The 18,524-nt window shown below is 46.2% G+C and carries 21 protein-coding genes; 12 read left to right on the top strand and 9 right to left on the bottom strand.

The window, feature by feature from the left end:
• Nucleotides 1-75: 75 nt before the first annotated feature.
• From thrS to T500_RS0107305, 5 genes are all read right to left on the bottom strand, one after another.
• Entirely contained in the window at nt 76-2,019 is a 1,944-nt protein-coding gene (gene thrS / locus T500_RS0107325) for a threonine--tRNA ligase (RefSeq protein WP_028907573.1), read from the bottom strand.
• Between the two features lie 85 nt (nt 2,020-2,104).
• Nucleotides 2,105-4,054, bottom strand: a complete 1,950-nt coding sequence (locus tag T500_RS0107320; protein WP_028907572.1) for a tetratricopeptide repeat protein — start codon at nt 4,052-4,054, stop codon at nt 2,105-2,107.
• 1 nt (nt 4,055) lies between these two features.
• The gene (gene def / locus T500_RS0107315) at nt 4,056-4,616 is read right to left on the bottom strand and encodes a peptide deformylase (RefSeq protein ID WP_028907571.1); all 561 of its coding nucleotides are present in this window, start codon (nt 4,614-4,616) and stop codon (nt 4,056-4,058) included.
• 26 nt (nt 4,617-4,642) lie between these two features.
• Nucleotides 4,643-5,056: a Holliday junction resolvase RuvX gene (gene ruvX, locus T500_RS0107310; protein ID WP_028907570.1), complete on the bottom strand. Its 414-nt coding sequence runs from the start codon at nt 5,054-5,056 to the stop codon at nt 4,643-4,645.
• A 9-nt stretch (nt 5,057-5,065) separates the two neighbouring features.
• Complete coding sequence (locus tag T500_RS0107305) at nt 5,066-5,560, bottom strand: SPOR domain-containing protein (RefSeq protein ID WP_028907569.1); 495 nt, start codon at nt 5,558-5,560, stop codon at nt 5,066-5,068.
• 231 nt (nt 5,561-5,791) lie between these two features.
• On the opposite strand from T500_RS0107305, the gene T500_RS0107300 reads away from it, so the two are divergent.
• The 3 genes from T500_RS0107300 to T500_RS15430 are packed head-to-tail and all read left to right on the top strand — an operon-like array spanning nt 5,792 to nt 6,651.
• Complete coding sequence (locus T500_RS0107300; protein WP_028907568.1) at nt 5,792-6,007, top strand: YtxH domain-containing protein; 216 nt, start codon at nt 5,792-5,794, stop codon at nt 6,005-6,007.
• A gap of 3 nt (nt 6,008-6,010) precedes the next feature.
• Nucleotides 6,011-6,361 carry a phage holin family protein gene (locus T500_RS0107295; protein WP_028907567.1) on the top strand — a complete coding sequence of 117 codons (351 nt, stop codon included), beginning with the start codon at nt 6,011-6,013 and terminating at the stop codon, nt 6,359-6,361.
• Between the two features lie 5 nt (nt 6,362-6,366).
• Nucleotides 6,367-6,651 (top strand): hypothetical protein, encoded by a 285-nt coding sequence (locus T500_RS15430; RefSeq protein WP_051611943.1) that lies wholly within the window; start codon nt 6,367-6,369, stop codon nt 6,649-6,651.
• A gap of 166 nt (nt 6,652-6,817) precedes the next feature.
• On the opposite strand, the gene T500_RS0107285 is transcribed toward T500_RS15430, so the two are convergent.
• The 3 genes from T500_RS0107285 to T500_RS0107275 are packed head-to-tail and all read right to left on the bottom strand — an operon-like array spanning nt 6,818 to nt 9,447.
• Entirely contained in the window at nt 6,818-7,579 is a 762-nt protein-coding gene (locus T500_RS0107285) for an MBL fold metallo-hydrolase (RefSeq protein ID WP_028907566.1), read from the bottom strand.
• Complete coding sequence (gene murB / locus T500_RS0107280) at nt 7,576-8,577, bottom strand: UDP-N-acetylmuramate dehydrogenase (protein ID WP_028907565.1); 1,002 nt, start codon at nt 8,575-8,577, stop codon at nt 7,576-7,578. Before murB ends, T500_RS0107285 begins: the two co-directional genes overlap by 4 nt.
• A 30-nt stretch (nt 8,578-8,607) precedes the next feature.
• Complete coding sequence (locus T500_RS0107275; RefSeq protein ID WP_028907564.1) at nt 8,608-9,447, bottom strand: DUF4348 domain-containing protein; 840 nt, start codon at nt 9,445-9,447, stop codon at nt 8,608-8,610.
• A 165-nt stretch (nt 9,448-9,612) separates the two neighbouring features.
• Between T500_RS0107275 and pheS the strand changes: the two genes are divergently transcribed.
• The 4 genes from pheS to T500_RS0107255 all read left to right on the top strand — a co-directional run bounded on the left by pheS (nt 9,613) and on the right by T500_RS0107255 (nt 13,387).
• Nucleotides 9,613-10,671, top strand: a complete 1,059-nt coding sequence (gene pheS, locus T500_RS0107270) for a phenylalanine--tRNA ligase subunit alpha (RefSeq protein WP_013064371.1) — start codon at nt 9,613-9,615, stop codon at nt 10,669-10,671.
• Nucleotides 10,672-10,718: 47 nt separating this feature from the next.
• Nucleotides 10,719-11,297 carry a xanthine phosphoribosyltransferase gene (locus T500_RS0107265; RefSeq protein ID WP_028907563.1) on the top strand — a complete coding sequence of 193 codons (579 nt, stop codon included), beginning with the start codon at nt 10,719-10,721 and terminating at the stop codon, nt 11,295-11,297.
• 311 nt (nt 11,298-11,608) lie between these two features.
• Nucleotides 11,609-12,820 carry a VapE domain-containing protein gene (locus tag T500_RS0107260; protein ID WP_028907562.1) on the top strand — a complete coding sequence of 404 codons (1,212 nt, stop codon included), beginning with the start codon at nt 11,609-11,611 and terminating at the stop codon, nt 12,818-12,820.
• A gap of 135 nt (nt 12,821-12,955) precedes the next feature.
• A complete protein-coding gene (locus T500_RS0107255; RefSeq protein WP_028907561.1) occupies nt 12,956-13,387 on the top strand; it encodes a DUF6078 family protein in 432 nt (143 codons plus the stop codon).
• A 104-nt stretch (nt 13,388-13,491) separates the two neighbouring features.
• Here T500_RS0107255 and T500_RS0107250 read toward each other — a convergent pair whose 3' ends face one another.
• The gene (locus tag T500_RS0107250; RefSeq protein ID WP_028907560.1) at nt 13,492-14,586 is read right to left on the bottom strand and encodes a C1 family peptidase; all 1,095 of its coding nucleotides are present in this window, start codon (nt 14,584-14,586) and stop codon (nt 13,492-13,494) included.
• A gap of 108 nt (nt 14,587-14,694) precedes the next feature.
• Here T500_RS0107250 and amrB point away from each other — a divergent pair, with 108 nt between their 5' ends.
• From amrB to T500_RS0107225, 5 genes are all read left to right on the top strand, one after another.
• Nucleotides 14,695-16,089 carry an AmmeMemoRadiSam system protein B gene (gene amrB, locus T500_RS0107245; RefSeq protein WP_028907559.1) on the top strand — a complete coding sequence of 465 codons (1,395 nt, stop codon included), beginning with the start codon at nt 14,695-14,697 and terminating at the stop codon, nt 16,087-16,089.
• The gene (gene amrS / locus T500_RS0107240; protein ID WP_051611942.1) at nt 16,089-16,952 is read left to right on the top strand and encodes an AmmeMemoRadiSam system radical SAM enzyme; all 864 of its coding nucleotides are present in this window, start codon (nt 16,089-16,091) and stop codon (nt 16,950-16,952) included. Before amrB ends, amrS begins: the two co-directional genes overlap by 1 nt.
• A gap of 128 nt (nt 16,953-17,080) precedes the next feature.
• Nucleotides 17,081-17,563 (top strand): hypothetical protein, encoded by a 483-nt coding sequence (locus T500_RS0107235; protein WP_155267475.1) that lies wholly within the window; start codon nt 17,081-17,083, stop codon nt 17,561-17,563.
• A 22-nt stretch (nt 17,564-17,585) separates the two neighbouring features.
• Nucleotides 17,586-18,050, top strand: coding sequence for a DUF2975 domain-containing protein (locus T500_RS0107230; RefSeq protein WP_080694820.1), 465 nt, complete (start codon nt 17,586-17,588; stop codon nt 18,048-18,050).
• A 147-nt stretch (nt 18,051-18,197) separates the two neighbouring features.
• Nucleotides 18,198-18,524, top strand: a complete 327-nt coding sequence (locus T500_RS0107225; protein ID WP_155267474.1) for a hypothetical protein — start codon at nt 18,198-18,200, stop codon at nt 18,522-18,524.

Below are 18,524 nucleotides of genomic sequence, written 5' to 3'. Positions count from 1 at the left end.
GCAAAATTACTAATTTTCTTTGAACTTTGAGCTCTGGAATATTAATTATCTGAATAATTTTATAAATATTTAACTTTAGAAGTCTTTGGTCATCTCAGCAACGCGGGCATTTACCTCGTCAATGAACTCCTGAATGGTCTTAACGCTCTGCTCGCCACCACCCTGTGGACGTACAGCTACAGTACCCTCAGCAGCCTCCTTCTCACCTACGATAACCATGTAAGGAATACGCTTCAACTCGTTGTCACGAATCTTACGACCCAGTTTCTCGTTACGCATATCAACGGTAGCACGAACACCACCCATGTCAAACTTCTTGGCAACCTCCTGTGCATAGTCGTTATACTTCTCCGACAGAGGCAGGATAGCAACCTGGTCAGGAGTCAACCACAAGGGGAAGTGACCGCTGGTGTGCTCAATCAGCACAGCGCAGAAACGCTCCATTGATCCGAATGGTGCACGGTGAATCATAACAGGAGTCTTCTTCTGGTTGTCCTCATCGGTATACTCAAGGTTGAAACGCTTAGGCAAGTTATAGTCAACCTGGATAGTACCCAGCTGCCAACGACGACCGATAGCGTCCTTAATCATAAAGTCGAGCTTAGGACCATAGAAAGCAGCCTCGCCATATTCAACCTTAGCGGGCAGCCCCTTCTCCTGACAAGCCTCAACAATAGCCTTCTCGGCCAGAGCCCAGTCCTCGTCAGTACCTACATACTTCTCGTGGTCGTTAGGATCGCGCAGAGAAATCTGAGCCTCGAAGTTGAATCCGAAAGCTGTAAGCACGATACCGATAATATCCATAACATTCAGGAACTCCTGCTTAACCTGGTCGGGACGACAGAACAGGTGGGCATCGTCCTGTGTGAACGAACGTACACGAGTCAGTCCGTGCAGCTCACCACTCTGCTCATAGCGGTATACAGTACCGAACTCAGCGATACGCAGAGGCAGATCGCGGTATGAACGTGGCTTCCAAGCGAAGATTTCGCAGTGGTGAGGACAGTTCATTGGCTTCAGCATGTACTCCTCGTCCTCCTCAGGGGTATGGATTGGCTGGAACGAATCCTTGCCATAGTGTGCATAGTGACCAGAGGTAACGTAAAGGTTCTTAGAACCAATATGTGGAGTGATAACCTCCTGATAGCCGAAACGCTTCTGCACCTTACGCAGGTGATCCTGCAGACGCAGACGGAGCTCAGTACCCTTTGGCAACCAGATAGGCAGACCCTTACCTACCTTCTCTGAGAACATAAAGAGTTCCATCTCCTTACCAATCTTACGGTGGTCACGCTTCTTAGCCTCCTCCAGCATCTCAAGATACTCGTCGAGCATCTTCTTCTTTGGGAATGAGATACCGTACAAGCGCTGCATCTGCTCGCGGTTAGCATCGCCACGCCAGAAAGCACCTGCTACTGAGGTGAGCTTAACGGCCTTGATCTCGCCAGTATCCACGAGGTGTGGACCACGGCACAGATCGGTGAAATTACCCTGGGTATAGGTGGTGATTGAACCGTCTTCAAGATCCTGCTCGATGTGCTCGCACTTATAGGTCTGTCCCCACTCAGCAAACTGCTTCAGGGCCTCGGCCTTAGGTACCTCACGACGAACTACAGGCTCTTTCTTACCAGCCAGTTCCTTCATCTTAGCCTCAATCTTTGGGAAATCGCTCTCCTTGATGCTCTCGCCGTCTTTCAGCAGTACATCATAGAAGAAACCATTCTCGACAGCAGGTCCGAAACCGAACTGTATGCCAGGATACAACTCCTGCAGTGCCTCGGCCAGCAAGTGGGCCGATGTGTGCCAGAAGGTATGCTTACCCTGCTCATCGTCGAACTTGTAGAGCTCGATGGTAGCGTCCTCATTGATAGGACGGTTCAGCTCTACTGTCTCACCGTTTACTCCACAGCTTACAACGCTGCGTGCGAGAGCCGGAGAGATGCTCTCTGCAATCTGGATACCAGTTACGCCCTGCTCATACGAGCGAACAGATCCGTCTGGGAATGTAATGTTAATCATCATATCTACAATATATGTTTGAATTTTGAAATTGCGTGCAAAGATAGTGCTTTTATTCCAAATTAATGCAAATTAATCGAAAAATTTACTTTTCGCGATACTTTTTGATGACACTATATGCCTGATAGAGTCCTAATTCGCCAGCTTTCGAAAGATCCTCGATACCTTCATCCACGTGTTTGGCGTAGATTTTTGCCAGTCCGCGATTGAACCAAGCCTCGGCCAGATCCTGATTCAGCTTGAGTGCCTGTGAGTAATCGGCGATAGCACGCTGATAGTCGCGACGCATAGCGTAAAGGTTACCTCTATTATAATATAGGTACGCGTTATGGGGAGCCAAAGCGATGGCATCCGACAAATCGCCAAGCACATTAGCCGACTTAAGATCCACATTGGTACCCTCAGAGGCATTAAACTCATTAATCTTAGCCTGGCAAACGGCGCGCTGCCAATAGGCCAACGATGAGGTAGAGTCGATCTGCAAGCAGATACTCAGGTCGTCGATTGCATTATCAAAGTTCTGGATGGTAGCGTATGCGATGGCACGCAGCAACAGCAACGGTGCCACCTTCGACGTAACTTTCGCCTGATCGATGACATTGCTTAACGAATCGATATACGCAAAGGTACGCTTCATATGGTCTTCGCTCAGGTTACGCTGCTCGCACGAGAGATAAACAGTATGCGAACCCGATGTCTGGTTAAAGGCATCCACACTGTTTTCGTATGCATTCTCAACCTTCACGTCGTTCTGTGGCTGCACAAAAGTAAGTCCGTACATGGGCTGTAAGCTTATCGCAGTCTTACGGTTCTGTACACGTCCGCGGTAGTCGCTCTTGTATTCGTGTTCCACTTCCTGCTCGTCAGCTACAACCAGCTGGTTATACTTATCAGGATCGATATCGCTACGCTTACGCATCTGCTTTTTCGAGAGTCGTGGCTGCTTACCATATCGTTTATCCATCTGGGCTTTCAGAATACGGAACTCATCAAGCTCGGCCTGTTTGGTATTACCCAATCGGCGATAACACGAAGCGCGATGCTGCAATCCGAACCAGAAGTTAGGATACTCCTCGATTACCTTCGAATAGTCGCGAATAGCCGCACGCAGGTTTCCCGTCTGCTCCAACAATAGAGCACGGTTAAATAGCGCCATCAGGTTGTCGGGTTCCAACTTCAGCACAAAGTCAAAGTCCTCAATACCACGGTTATCGTCGCCCACCTGGGCACGCAACAGTCCGCGGTTATAGTGACCTAAGAAGTTGTTTGGATCTAAATCGAGCGCTGTATCATAATCGGCCATTGCACCACGCAGGTTATTCTGATTAAATCGGGCCAATGCACGGTTAATATAGTTGCCCGAGTGTTTGGGCAACAAGTGGATACTCTTGGTCAGGAACTCCTCACCCTCCTTCCACTTCTGGCGAGCCAGACTAATCACGGCTCTCTCAGCCCAGATGCCACCATCGTAAGGATCAAGTTCCAAACTCTTATCAAGCGATTTCACAGCCTTGGTAGTATCCTGCTGCAGCAGATAAATCTCAGCCTGCATCGAGTAGGCACGAGCATATTTCGACCAGCGGGCCGAAATCGTATCAATCTGCGCCAAAGCTAAATCGTATTTCTTATCCTGAATCAAACAGAGCACACGATTATGCCAAAGTCCCTGATTGTCAGGATCGTAACGCAGGGCACGATCGTAATCGCTCACCGCTGCGCTATATTTCTTCTGGTTAATGCGACACAACCCGCGCAGCTCGTAAGCGCTTACCACATAAGGGTTGCGCTCGATTGCCTCGGTACAGTCGCTCTCGGCTCCACGATAGTCGTCCAAATAAAATTTGGCCACCCCACGAAAAAACCAAGGCTCATAGAGCCAAGGTTTCATGCTGATGGCCTGATTAAAATACTGGATCGACAGCACATAATCTTCGTAATAGAGTGCCGAGCGCCCTATCATCACCAAGCGATCGGTATTAAACTGAGCTTGGACCAATAACGGCAGGAATGCCAGAAACAGGAAAATGCGACGCATTTTATTTTCTGGCCACTTTGGTCTTGTAACCACAACGGAAACGGCCCTGTGTCAAAGCGCGCAACTTGCTCTTGATGAGCTGCTTGCGGAGTGGCGAGATACGGTCGACAAACATCTTACCGTCGAGGTGGTCGAACTCATGCTGCATAACACGAGCCAGATAACCCTCAACCCACTCGTCGTGGTGCTCAAAGTTCTCGTCATCCCACTCTACGTGGATACGGGTAGGACGTGTAACCTTCTCATGGATAGCAGGGATTGACAAACACCCCTCTTCCGACACATCGGTATTACTCTCATCGTACTCTACGATATGAGCATTGATAAACACCTGCTTAAAGCCTTTGTACTCAGGCAGATCATCCGAAAGCACATCCAGGTCGATCACAACCAAGCGGATGGGCTTACCAATCTGAGGAGCAGCCAGTCCGATACCTTCCGACTCAGCGAGTGTCTCCCACATATCACCAATCAAATCCTTCAACTGAGGATAATCGGGTGTAATATCTTCGGCCACCTTACGAAGCACAGGCTGACCAAATATATAAATAGGTAATACCATTCTAATTGAAAATTAATAATTGATAATTATTTTTTTGAACGCATAAAATCTTCGAGAATGATGGTAGCCGAGATTTCATCTACCAATCCTTTGTTCTGTCGAGCCTTCTTCTTCAATCCACCATCCAGCATGGCCTGATGGGCCAGTACCGAGGTAAAACGCTCGTCGTAATACTGGATAGGAACTTCGGGCACAGCCTTGCGCCAACGGTTCACAAACTGCTGCACACGTGCCAGGTTCTCACTGGGTTCGCCATTAGGCTGGCGTGGTTCGCCAATCACTATCATCTCAACCTGTTCACGGGCAATATAAGCCTTCAGGTAGTCGAAGAGTTCTGACGTAGCAACAGTCGCCAATCCTCCAGCTATAATCTGCAGGGGATCGGTGACTGCCAGTCCGGTACGTTTCTTACCGTAATCTATTGATAAAATACGAGCCAATGTTGCTAATTAACGAGCGTTATACAGCAACCAAGCATCGGGATATGACGCACGAATCTGATCGCGGCTTGCAGCTGCTGCAGCCTTGTCAGAGAAGGTAGAGGCGATGACGCGATACATATTCTTATCGTCGTTCTTAACAATCTGGGCATCGTAACCAGCATTCTTCAGGCGCTGCATCAAGCCCTCGGCATTGGCGCGAACACCAAACGAGCCAACAACTACGCTGAATGCCTTCAAACCACTACCACTAACCAGCGATACACTCTCCTGGCGTACTGATACGTTGTCGAGATTGTCTACTACCTGAGTCTCAGTAGCTGGCTTAGCCTCTACAGGAGCTACAACGGGGGCTGTTTCAACAACAGGAGCAGCCTGCTGCTGAGCTGTATCGTACTGCTTAGCCTTCTCGTAAGCCTTCTTATAGGCACTCTCGTTAGTCTTACAACTTGTCATTGCCAATGCCATGCACAAACCTGCGCATAATACAGTGTACTTCTTCATTTTTCCTAATTTTTATTTTTTAATTACTTATTTGATTCTTAATTTTGTGTGCGAAATTACTAATTATTGCGCAAAAGCGAGCCAAAACACCACATAAAGTTTGTTAAATCGGGCAAAACACAACTTTTTTATTAAAAAATTGGCTGATTTTTGCATAACAACCGAAAACTTTCGTATATTTGCAGACAAATAGTCTAAGTATTAAGTATTAATTTTAAAAGCAGTAAGATTATGAAAAGTTTAGGTTACATTAGCGCATTTCTTGGCGGTGCCATTGCTGGCGCAGCTCTTGGTATTCTGGTAGCCCCCGAAAAGGGACAGGACACTCGCGTTCGTATCACTGATGCTGTAGAGGACTTCCTGAAGAAGCACAACATCAAACTGAGCCGTAAAGAGGTAGTTGATCTCGTTGACGACATTCAGGACGCAGCAACCGAGGAGGAGTAACCCATGCTGTCGAGCGATAAGAACGTTGAGAATATAGCACAGCTGATAGAGGTGCTGAAACACTATCTCGGGCTACAAACGGAGTACGTTAAGCTCGATATGATAGACAAGGTGGTACGCCTGGTAACGGCTGCCGCCTTGGCTATCGTGTTCATCTTGGTGATTGCAGCATGCCTTACCTACTTGTCGTTTGCCTTAGCCTTCTGGTTGGCAACGTTTACTGGTACGGCTCTGGCTTTCCTCATCATATCGCTACTCTATCTGCTGCTGTTTATTCTATTTATCATCTTCCGCAAACCTTGGATCGAGAAACCTCTGGTTAGGTTCTTGGCAGGTTTGCTACTCAGTAAATAAGCACTATGCCGTACAATAAAAAAACAACCAACGATTTCTGCACGCTCGAAGAGATTCGCGAGCGCAAGGATGCTTTGCTTGACGAGATCCAGAAAGATAAGGACAAGGTTTCATCGCTTTGGAACCAGACATTCCTGAAGCGCGACGAAGTATCGAAGGGCGACTATATTGCCAGCCTGGTAAGCAATGGTTTTATGGCTGTAGATGCTATTCTGCTGGTACGTAAACTTATGAAAGGCTACAGTTCGCTGTTTGGCAAAGATAAGGGCAAACGCAGAAGATGGATATAAAAAAAGGGTCACCGCTGTGACCCAAACCTTTGTTAACCTTAAATCTAATACTATGAAAAACACACGGTGCAAAGATACGACTATTTTCGACACCTGCAAAAAATTCCCTTAAAATATCGTCGATAATTAACTAATTTTAAAGAAACAAACAACGTATTTTACATAATTACAGATATATTTCTTGTCCGTCGTAGGCTAGATTTATGCCTTCAGGCAATAGTCTGTTCACCTCGTCATGCAATCCCACATCATGACACACATGGATAATCAGCGTTTGCTTGGCCCCCACCCTACGCGCAAAGGCTATGGCATCGTCCATGAGTTGATGCGAGTGGTGCGGCTTATCAAATCGCAAAGCATTGACCACCAACAACTCGGTACCTTCTAGATAAGACAATTCACCATCATCGATGGTCTTCATGTCGGTGATATATGTCAGCTTTCCAATTCTATATCCCAGAATAGGCAGTTTGCCATGCATCACTTGGATGGGCATCACCTCCATATCACCAATCTGCAAAGGCTTGTGTGGCTCAATCTCATGCAGCCCTATTGCAGGCACACCCGGATAGCGGTTATCAGCAAAACAGTATGGCAGCATTTGCAGCATACCCTGTTTGGCCAGCGCATCAGCATACACATTGATAGCACCAAACTGACAATACGGACGGATATCGTCCATACCGCCCATATGATCGTAATGCGAGTGGGTAATCAGGATGCCATCGATTTTACGGAAAGGCTGTGGCAATATCTGCGCACGAAAATCTGGTCCGCAATCTATCAATATACGTGTATTATCTGTTTCAACCAACGCCGAACAGCGTGTACGCTTATCCTTCGGGTCGGTACTTTTACATACCTTACACTGGCACCCGATAACGGGTACGCCACACGAGGTTCCTGTGCCTAAAAACGTTAGTTTCATATCACGTTCACTTCCGGATAGATATCGATACCAAATTTCTGCTTCACGTCGGCCTGAATCTGCTGGCAAAGTGCCACCACCTCCTGACCTGTTGCGCCACCACGATTTACCAGTACCAAAGCCTGCTTATCGTGTACACCTGCCCTACCCATCGATTTTCCTTTCCATCCACACTGGTCGATCATCCAACCAGCGGGTATTTTTACGTGTTCGGCATCGATGTCGTAGTGCGGCATAACTTCGTACTGAGCAGCTAACGCCTCGTATTTCTGGCGATCCACAATGGGATTCATAAAAAAGCTGCCTGCATTGCCCAGCACCTTGGGATCGGGCAATTTAGCCTCGCGTATGCGGATAATCGTATCACGTAACTGCTGGGCTGTAGGCAGGCTAATGCCCTCCTTCTCCAGCTCGGCACGAATATTACCATAGTCTAATCGGGGCTCGAACGTAGCTGCAAATTCGTACTCTACGCTTAGTATCAGGTACTGATTCTTCCAGTCGTGCTTAAACTTGCTCTGACGATAACCATATTCGCACTCAGCATTCTCTATCACGCACACATTTCCTGTGGCAATCTCAACAGCACGAATGCTACGAATCAAGTCCTTAGCCTCAGCACCATAAGCACCGATATTCTGAACGGCACTCGCACCCACATCGCCAGGAATCAGCGACAGGTTCTCAGCACCATAAAGTCCCATTTCAATGCTCTGGGCCACTACATCGTCGAACACCTCGCCGCTACCACACACCAGACGGTTGCCATTGCGCTCTATACCTTTACAGGTCGAATGAACCACAATACCCTCGTAATCGCGAGTAAGCAGCAAATTACTGCCACCACCTATTATAATATAAGGTACGCGCGTGGTGCGTAGCAACTCGGCCACCTCTTTAGCTTCGGCCTCAGTGCTGTACTCCACAAACTGTGCACACTTAGCCTCAATGCCAAATGTGTTATGTTGCTTCAGACTATAGTTCTGTTCTCTTCTCACTATTACCTATTCACTAATCACTATTCACTCTTATGTCATCATTTTCTTCAGCAGCCATTTGCCGCCTTCTTTTCTAAAGCGCAACTCCATTTCGAGTCCGTTAGCCACACCTCGCAGCAGATAAATCTTCTGCTTACCCTCAGGTTGTGGTTTGCCATATATTATGTTATAAAGGGTTTTATGTGGCAGGGTTGGCGCAAAGGCCTCCCATGTATCAGGTGTAATCACACCTTCCATCATGTTAAAGTCGTCGTCGGGATCAGGACCTACAAAATCCACCGTTTCGCTCAAGCTATTAACCTGGAAAACGCTATCTGTAACAAATCGGCGATAGAAACTCAGGAACGAAGAGTTTGCATCAGCCTGCAGTGGCGTAACTCTGATTTCGAGCAACAGCCACGCGCCTTTGATACGCTGGAACACATAGTTCTTTACCTGATTCTTCGACAGCAGGATCTTCTCAACCACAGCCTCGCTCACGGCAGTATCCTTCATCAGCTGCATCTGCTTGTCGTCGTTAAATAACAAGGTATAGTACCCCTGACGCATAAACAGGTGTTCCATCTTCCATTTGTCCTTTTCAACTGTGGTCGTCTTTCCGTTTTCGGTCACTCTGAGTGGGAAAACAATGCGCTCTTTCTGTAGTTTCTTGTTAGCCAGGAAGTTAAACAAGAAATCGTCGAACATGGCATCAGCAGCTCTTGGCATTGGAGTTTCTGTAATCAGCATCTCCATCGAGTCAACATCCGTGGTGTCAATAGAGTCAGCCACACTATCGGCTGGCACCTCTTCTGTCTGATTGGCTTTGTTCCCTGTGCATGAGAACATCATCAGTACCGTTGCGAAAATCGCGATAAAAAACCTTTTCATCTACTTAATGTAGTACCCTAATCTTTCTATTTCTCTCAAAATTTCGGCAAAGATACACATTTTTTTAGATATAAGTACACAAGAATAAACTTTTTTCTGTTCTTTTGTTCTTTTTATCCCAAAAAATAAGTACCTTTGCACGCAAAATTGCAATTTTTATAGTTTATGATACTTGATAAGATAGACGAACTTCTGAAAGAAGTACAGAATTTGAGCGCCAAAAACGCAGAGGAAGTTGAGCAGCTCCGACTGAAATATCTGAGCAAGAAGGGTGAGATTACAGCCCTGATGAACGACTTCCGCGAGGTTGCTGCCGATCAGAAAAAAACTGTCGGCATGAAGATTAACGAACTGAAGACACTGGCCACCGAGCGCATCAATCAGCTGCGCGAGGAGTGCGAGACCCAGGAGGGAGGCGAAGAGGCTCTCGACCTTACCCGCACACCCTACCCCATTGAGCTGGGTACACGCCATCCACTTACAATCGTAACCAACGAGATTATCGATATTTTCTCGCGTATGGGCTTTGTGCTCGCCGATGGTCCTGAGGTTGAAGATGATAACCACATCTTCACCAAGATGAATTTTGCTGCCGATCACCCCGCACGCGATATGCAGGATACCTTCTTTGTATCGCAGCATCCTAACGATGTTACCAAGAATATCCTGTTGCGTTCGCACACATCAAGTGTTCAGGCTCGTGTGATGGAGCACATGCACGACGAGAACGGTAAGCTTACCGCTCCTATCCGTGTAATCTGTCCAGGTCGCGTATATCGTAACGAGGCCATCACCGCCCGTGCACACTGCTTCTTCCATCAGGTTGAGGGTTTGTATATCGATAAGAACGTATCGTTTACCGATCTGAAGCAGGTTCTGCTTTCGTTTGCCAAGGAGATGTTTGGTGCCGACACCAAGATTCGTCTGCGCCCATCTTACTTCCCATTCACCGAGCCCAGTGCCGAGATGGATATCTCTTGCTTTATCTGTGGTGGCGAGGGCTGCGGCTTCTGTAAGCACACCGGCTGGGTAGAGATTCTGGGTTGCGGTATGGTTGATCCTAACGTGCTCGAGCTCTGCGGTATCGACTCTAAGGAATATACAGGTTACGCCTTCGGTATGGGTGTTGAGCGTATCACCAACCTCAAATACCGTGTTTCCGACCTCCGCATGTTCTCTGAGAACGACACCCGATTCCTCGAAGAATTCGAATCAGCAAACTAAAATAATAATTAAAGCCTCACCGCTAAGGTGGGGCCTTTTGTGTTTTTATGAACTATCTAGAACAGAAAATCCTTCAAGAGTGTGAGGTCAGACCTGGTAATATTCTGAAGATTGACAGTTTTCTCAATCATCAGATTCAGATGGACGTGATGCGGTTTATTACCCTGGAGTTCAAGAGAAGGTTTGCAGACACCAAGATTACCAAGATTCTCACCATCGAAGCCAGTGGCATAGCTATTGCCACGATGCTTGGCAACAGTCTTGATGTGCCCGTAGTGTTTGCTAAGAAGAGCCAGACACTCAATAGCAGCGACGACAAATACATGTCGCACGCCTATTCTTTTACCCATAAGATGCAGAACATGGTGTTTGTTTCAGTCCCCTATCTCTCAGCTTCCGACCATCTGCTGATAGTAGATGATTTCCTTGCCGAAGGCGAAGCTGTTCACGCCCTTATCGACATCGCCCACCAGGCAGGTGCCACAATTGCAGGCATTGGTATTGCAGTAGAAAAGGGCAACCAGAATGGCGGTCGCATACTTCGTGAAGAAGGCTACCACCTGGAATCCCTCGCCATCATCGAAGATATGAACTACGAAACCCAAACCATCAAATTCCGCGAATAAAAACGAATACCACAAAAACACACAATAAGGCTCATGGTCTCAACCTCTCACTCAAATGCGGCGAAAGGTGCATAAACACTGGGATTTTGAGACATGAGAGGTTGGGCAAACCTCTCACCTAACCTCTCACTCAACCTCTCACTCAATTTTAACACTTGGGGAATTTAACAAAAATTTAACAGGAAAGACTTGAAACCGCCTTTTAATTTTTGTAACTTTGCCAGCGCAATAGCAAAAACCGTACACAAAGACATACGTGAGTATGAAAAGTGCACTTAACAGAATTATAAATAATAAACTGACAATATCTTATGAGTAAAATGACAATTAACGGAGAGTCTCTAGGAGCCTCTCTGCAGAACTCGCTCGCGGTTGAGCAGTTCCTTTCTGACAATTACCAGTTCCGTCGAAACATTCTCAACGGCAAGGTAGAGTACCTAATCTTGAATACCAAACAGGCTGATAGTCAGCCTGTTTGGCGAACGCTTACGTCTGAAGCTCTGAACAGCATCGTTCGCAAGGCTAAGCAGGAGCAGATTACCAAAAACAGTCCTAAGACTGATATCCAAGAGGTAATTTACTCGGATGCAACGCCCGTGTACGATCCTATCAATGAGTTTCTAATGCATCTGCCCAAATGGGACGGACAGAATCATCTGGCCAAGTTGTTCAGCCGCTTGCCTGGCATCAGCAGCGAGCAGTTGGATTTCCTGGTTATCTGGTTCCGTTCGGCTGTGGCGCATTGGTTGCAGAAGGATAAGCTGCATGCCAACGAGAGTGTGCCCACGCTGATTGGTTCGCAGGGCTGTGGCAAGTCAACTTTCATCGCTCGTTTGCTGCCTCCTGAACTACAGGAGTATTATCTCGACCATCTGAACCTATCAAACAAGTTCGATAAGGAGATGGCCTTGACTAATAATCTGCTGGTGAATCTCGATGAGTTGGATGCCATCCGCCCCAGTCAGCAGGCGGCCTTGAAGCAAACGCTCTCGAAAATCAAGGTTAACGGACGTACCATCTATGGCAGTTCGCAGCAGGATCGCCCTCGTTATGCATCGTTCGTGGCCACTACCAACAATCCCCATCCCTTGTCGGATGTAACAGGTAGTCGTCGATTCATCTGTATTGAGATTCCTGATGGGCAGTATATCGACAATGCTGGTGAGATTGATTACGAGCAGCTATATGCTCAGTTGGTGTATGAGGTGAACGAGTTGAAGGCACCTTACTGGTTTACCAACGAGCAGGTGGCACGTATTCAGGAGCTGAACCAGAACTATACCGACGAAAAGGACATTACAGAGATTATTGAGGCATGTTTCCGCAAACCTAACGAAGGCGAGAAGGTAAAAGCAATGAACTGCACGCAGATGCTGGAGTTGATTAGCAAGGAGTATCCTTCGCTTAAAAAGACCGTTAGCACCAAGGTGCATTTGGGATTGGCAATGAAGGATCTGGGCTTTGAGCATACTGAGCGCGGACATGTTAAATACTACAATGTGGTGCCTGTTGATGCAGCATGACGATGAAAAAAGTGAGAGGTTGAGTGAGAGGTATAGTGAGAGGTTACACAAACCTCTCATAAGCCTCAACTCCTTTACAGATGCGACTTTCAGTGTATTTGAGTGAGAGGTTTAACAAAAATAACAAAACTATTTATGAGCAAGATTAATTACGATGAAGTTCCTGGCTGCTATCTGCATTGCATCAAGGCAGATTGCAAGATGGCCGACCACTGTTTGCGCCAGTTGGCTATGCAGAACTTGCCTAGCAACCTGACGGCAGTAACAATTCTGAATCCACAGCTAACCCAAACTGGCGAAGGTTGCGAATACTATCGCGACGATAAGCCTCAGGTTTATGGCAAAGGTTTTAAGAATATGCAGAAGAAGATGCTACCCGATGAGTACCAGACGTTTATGTATCAACTGCAGGGCAAGTTTGGTCGCAATCCTTACTTCGAACGTCGCAAGGGTGCCCAACTCTGTTCACCCAGCGATATCAAGCAAGTTGAAGATGCCCTTAAAGCCATCGGCCACGAAGAGCTAAAGTTTGATGCTTATGTAGAGAAACTGAACTGGAACGATTAATCCCAGTTCCAGTCCTCCTTATTAATGACTCGAGTCCTCCTTAGGAAGGACTCGAGTCATTTAGTATCAGGACTGCAGTCATCCGTAAGGAGGACTACAACAAATTACAGTTTAAAACCTTTGGGAAGTGCGTGGCGGTTAAGGAAGATGTAGGTAGTGTTCAGGGCGATATAGTCGCGCGACATATACCATATACCTTTGTAATCGCCACTCTGGCCCCATGAGTTCTTTACCATATAGTAAGGATTACCTTGCTCGTCTGTGGCCTTGCCGTAGATAAGCATCACGTGGTCGTAGGTAAATCGCCAGTCGTCCCATTGTGCCTGTCGCAACTGCTGGGTAGGCTTCACGCCTTCGGGTAGCATAGCCAATCCTGTGCGCGTAAAATCACCTGTTACATCGCCACCCCAAGCTACTGTATAACCTGCATCAATAGCCTTATCAAGTACATCCATCAACTGCTCTATGGGGATGTTGTAACTAGGTTTCAGTCGCCATTTGTAGGGTGCCTCAATCACAAACCATTGGTTGAACGGATGGTGGGTAAAGCTAGTAAGACTTACATAATCGTCGAGGTTCAGACCAAGACTCTCAGCAAATGTTTTTGGCGTGTACGTTTTTCCCTGATATACGAACTGCTCAGGACAGCTGCCAATATAGCGATTTATGACTGCCTGCACGCTATCCTGCCAATGAGCCTTGGGGGCCTTGGCATTTTTTGTTACGATACTGCTTACAGTACGTTCCAACTCTGGGAAGAACACTTTGAAATTAGCCAGCGAATCGCCCGTTAACGAGCCTGGTGCAGGCATTGCGTTCTCAGGGCAGATGCCATGCTGACGTATCACCTCAAGCACATCATCACACGAGCCTCCCTCTGATATCTGACTGTAGCCATGCATACGCACATAGTGTGTGGCATTGTCCATATAGTCGTTGTTAACCACAAACATCTCGCACAGGTCGTAGGTTTTACCCGTTTGTCGCAGTATCTCGCTTTCAAAATAGCCCAATGTAGCGTATGCCCAGCAGGTACCACTACGATATTGGTTCTTTACACTGGTTATCGGAAGTTCCTTCACCGTAGTAAACGATTTCTTTACCTGCGAAGCAATGGCTCCGCGCTGCAGATTCTCCTGTGCCGATGCCGTTGTTGCCATCAGCATCAATGCAATAATTGTTTTATAATAATGTGCCATACGCTAACATCTATAGCTCGTCCGCAAAAGTAAACAAAAAAGTGGGAAGTTCCAAATTTAATAGCGAAAATATTAGGATGATATGGAGATTATTGCTATCTTTGCGACATGAAATTAGGACAAGTAAGACCAGCCACACAGGCCAACCGCTTTTACACGGGCGATGCAGAAGAGCTTGAGAATGAGGTGGATAGCCTGCTAAAACAGCACAATAGTCAGGTTTACGATAATCTGGCAGCACTCATTGTACCCCATGCAGGCTACTATTTCTCTGGAAATGTGGCAGCATCGGCCTATATGACGATTGATGCCAAGAAAGAATACAAACGCATTTTCTTGTTAGGTCCCAGCCATCACGAATGGCTTAATGGTGCATCGGTAAACACCGAGGCCGACTATTACGCCACACCACTTGGCAATGTAAAAGTGGACCACGAAACAGCTATCGAACTGACTAAGGCTGATAGCATTTTCGCCTATCACCGTTCGGCTCATGCGCAAGAGCATTGTCTGGAGGTGCAACTGCCATTTCTGCAGCGCAAACTGGGCGAAGTGCCCCCAATAGTGCCTATCATCATTTCGGCCAACGACTACTACAAACTTAAACGGATGGCCGATGTGCTGAAACCGTATTTTACTGACGAGAATCTGTTTGTAATCAGCAGCGATTTTTCGCATTATCCATCGTACCAAGATGCCTACGAGGTGGATGCAAAAACAGGCAAAGCCATCGAAACAGGCGATGTAGAGGAGTTTATTGCCGCCATCGAAGCCAATGCAAATAGCGGCAAACGCAATCTGGCAACGAGTGCATGCGGTGAATTTGCCATCGTTACGTTAATGCTGATGATGGATAGTAGATACGACGTTAAGCACCTGATGTATCAGAACTCTGGCGATATCGACAATCGCGATCTTAGTCGCGTGGTGGGCTATCATTCGTTCGCCATCCTGCGTAACAACACAAGTTTCGCTCTTTCTGATGACGACAAGAAAGCGCTGAAGGACATCGCTTTTCAAAGCATTAAAGATACCCTTGACGGTAAGCCTATCGCACAGCAACCAATCCGCTCATCCTTTCTCAATTCGAAATGCGGAGCCTTTGTATCGCTGCACAAACATGGACGATTGCGTGGTTGTATAGGGCACTTTGGCGAGGATTTTGCTCTACATGAGATTGTGGCCAAGATGGCTCGTGCTGCAGCATTCGAAGACCCACGATTTATGCCCGTTACCAGTGATGAACTTGCTGATATCGACATCGAGATTTCTGTGCTCACACCTATGCGCCGCATACAGAATATCGACGAGTTTGAATTGCATCATCATGGCATCTATATTAAGAAAGGTTATCGTAGCGGCACTTTCCTTCCACAAGTAGCCGATGAGGTGAACTGGACTAAAGAAGAATTCATAGGGCATTGCGCACAAGATAAGGCTGGCATAGGTTGGGATGGATGGCGCGATGCAGAATTGTATGTTTACGAAGCAATAGTTTTCTGATGGAGTGCAGATATTATCATCGATTGGAGGATGGACGAGTGGAATGCGAACTATGTCCGCATCACTGTAAGATAAGCGATGGCCAAACGGGTATCTGCCGCAGTAGACGGAATCATGGCGGCACGCTGGTGAGCGAGGTGTATGCCAAGCCTTGTTCGCTGGCCATCGATCCGATAGAGAAGAAGCCACTTTACCATTTTCACCCAGGCACTACATGTCTCTCCATAGCTTGTACAGGATGTAACTTCCGTTGCTTAAACTGTCAGAATCACGAGATATCGCAGGTTTCACCACAAGATGTGAACTACTATGAGCTACAACCTAGCGAAGTGGTTGCACTATGCCAAAAGCACCATTGTCCAAGCATCGCCTATACCTACACCGAGCCACTTACCTATATAGAATATATCACTGATACAGCCCGAAAAGCCCACGAAGCCGGACTCTGGAACATATTGGTTTCAGCTGGCTATGTTTGCCAGGAACCACTGAGCCATCTGCTACCTTATCTTGATGCCGCCAACGTAGATTTAAAATCGTTTAGCGAAAGTATATACCAGCGTGTGAGTGGCGGCCATCTGCAACCTGTACTCGACACCATTCTAGCTATGCGTGATGCTGGCGTTTGGTTAGAGATAACCAACCTGGTGATTCCAGGCATCAACGACGATATGCAGATGATTAAAGAAATGTGCAAATGGTTGAAAGATAATGGCTTATCCGAAGCACCATTACACTTTAGCCGATTCTTCCCTCGCTATAAAATGCAAGATACCCCACCTACCCCTCATCAAACACTATATGCTGCCAAGCAGATAGCCGAAGAAGAGGGCATCAAGCATGTGTATTTGGGGAATATTTAGTTACAGAAAGTTAAATTTATCGTTTTTCGATAAGTTTTTATCGTTTTTATTTGGTTGGTATTGAAAATATTTCTACTTTTGCATATCGATAAACGATAAATAAACAAATTAAAACGATAAATACGACTATGAGTACAAGTTTATTTCAGAATGCCAAAAAGAACCCAGTTAGCACAATTCTATTGTTGCTCTTCTTTGGCTATGTAGCCTATTCTATTATTGACGACATCCAGACCATGCGTCGAGCTACAACTGATTACGATTATTGTAAAGCCCTTTGCGACCTGGTTGAGTTCATTGGTAAGACTATCACCTGGTGTGTCTACTTCGTTGTGTGCTACCTTACTTATATACATAAGCAGTACACCCGCTGGATTTTATGGCTGTATTATCTCACAGCAGTAGTGTTCGTCGTTTATTATATATCTGCAGGCAATACGCTCGACTATGTTTTCAACCACATTGGTACTGAACACCTCGACCGTTTCCCATCCATGGCCCGCAGTATATATGGTGCCCCACTCTATTTCCTTGGGTTTAGCTTCATCTTCATGCCTAAACTCATCAAGGACACCATCAAACTTAAGAAGGAACAAGAACTTACTGTATAATCAATAATAAACGATAAATTATATGAAAAAGAAACTGAATTGCTTCTGTATTCTGCTGCTGGTGCTGATGATTGTCAGCTTTGTAATGAGTTGCTTAGCTGGTGCCGAGGATTTCGCCAAAGGCTGGCATGAAGGCGCAAACCACCACGAACCTATGGGCGGTTATGCTGCATTGGGTTTTATTTTGTTTTTAATCGGTGTTTTGACCTGGCTTTACGCTCTTGGCTGCTTTATCCGTTTTATTCTCTGTGTGAACCATGGCGAAGTGTTTACTTGGGATAATGTTTCGTTGCTACGTATTGTTGGGTGGTGTTTCATTATTACACCAATAATAGTAATAGGTGTTTTGACGCCAGAGATTGATAGACCGTTAGAAGCTTGGAGTGATGTTCTAAGTTCGATTTTAGACGGCGTGTTTGTTCTTATCATGGCCGAGGCTTTTGCTATCGGATTAAAGTTGAAAGAGGAACAGGATTTAACGATTTAATTGCATATGAAAAAGTTATCAGCATCTACCATTTTTATTATATTCGCCTTAGGCTGGTTAGCATTATTCTGCTGGGGAATCTGGGGCGTAGCACAAGGTCTACTTTGCGCAGAATCGAACGAAGATTATTGTTATTACCTATCTAATATGGTATACATAGTCGGCGCACTCATTTTCTCATGCCTTTATTTTATCATGGTTTACCTTGTTTACATCAATAAGCAGTATTCCAAGTGGTGTATGTGGCTCTTCTATGTATGGGGCGTAGCAAGTCTGGCATATTTTATCGTATCGGGTATGGTTTACGACTATATGTTCGATTATGCTAACCAAGAAAACATCTTTAAGATGGCCGCTCATGCCCGCAGAGTATTAACTGGTCCGTTACTCTTTGTTATGATTTGTTTTATGTTTATCCCCAAATTGATTAAGGATGCCATGAAACTGAAAGAGGAACAGGATTTAACGATTTAA

The organism is Xylanibacter ruminicola Ga6B6 (assembly GCF_000687715.1).
GTDB lineage: Bacteria > Bacteroidota > Bacteroidia > Bacteroidales > Bacteroidaceae > Prevotella > Prevotella ruminicola_B.
The sequence above is the reverse complement of the archived record's forward strand: the minus strand, read 5'-3'. Positions and strand labels throughout refer to the sequence as shown.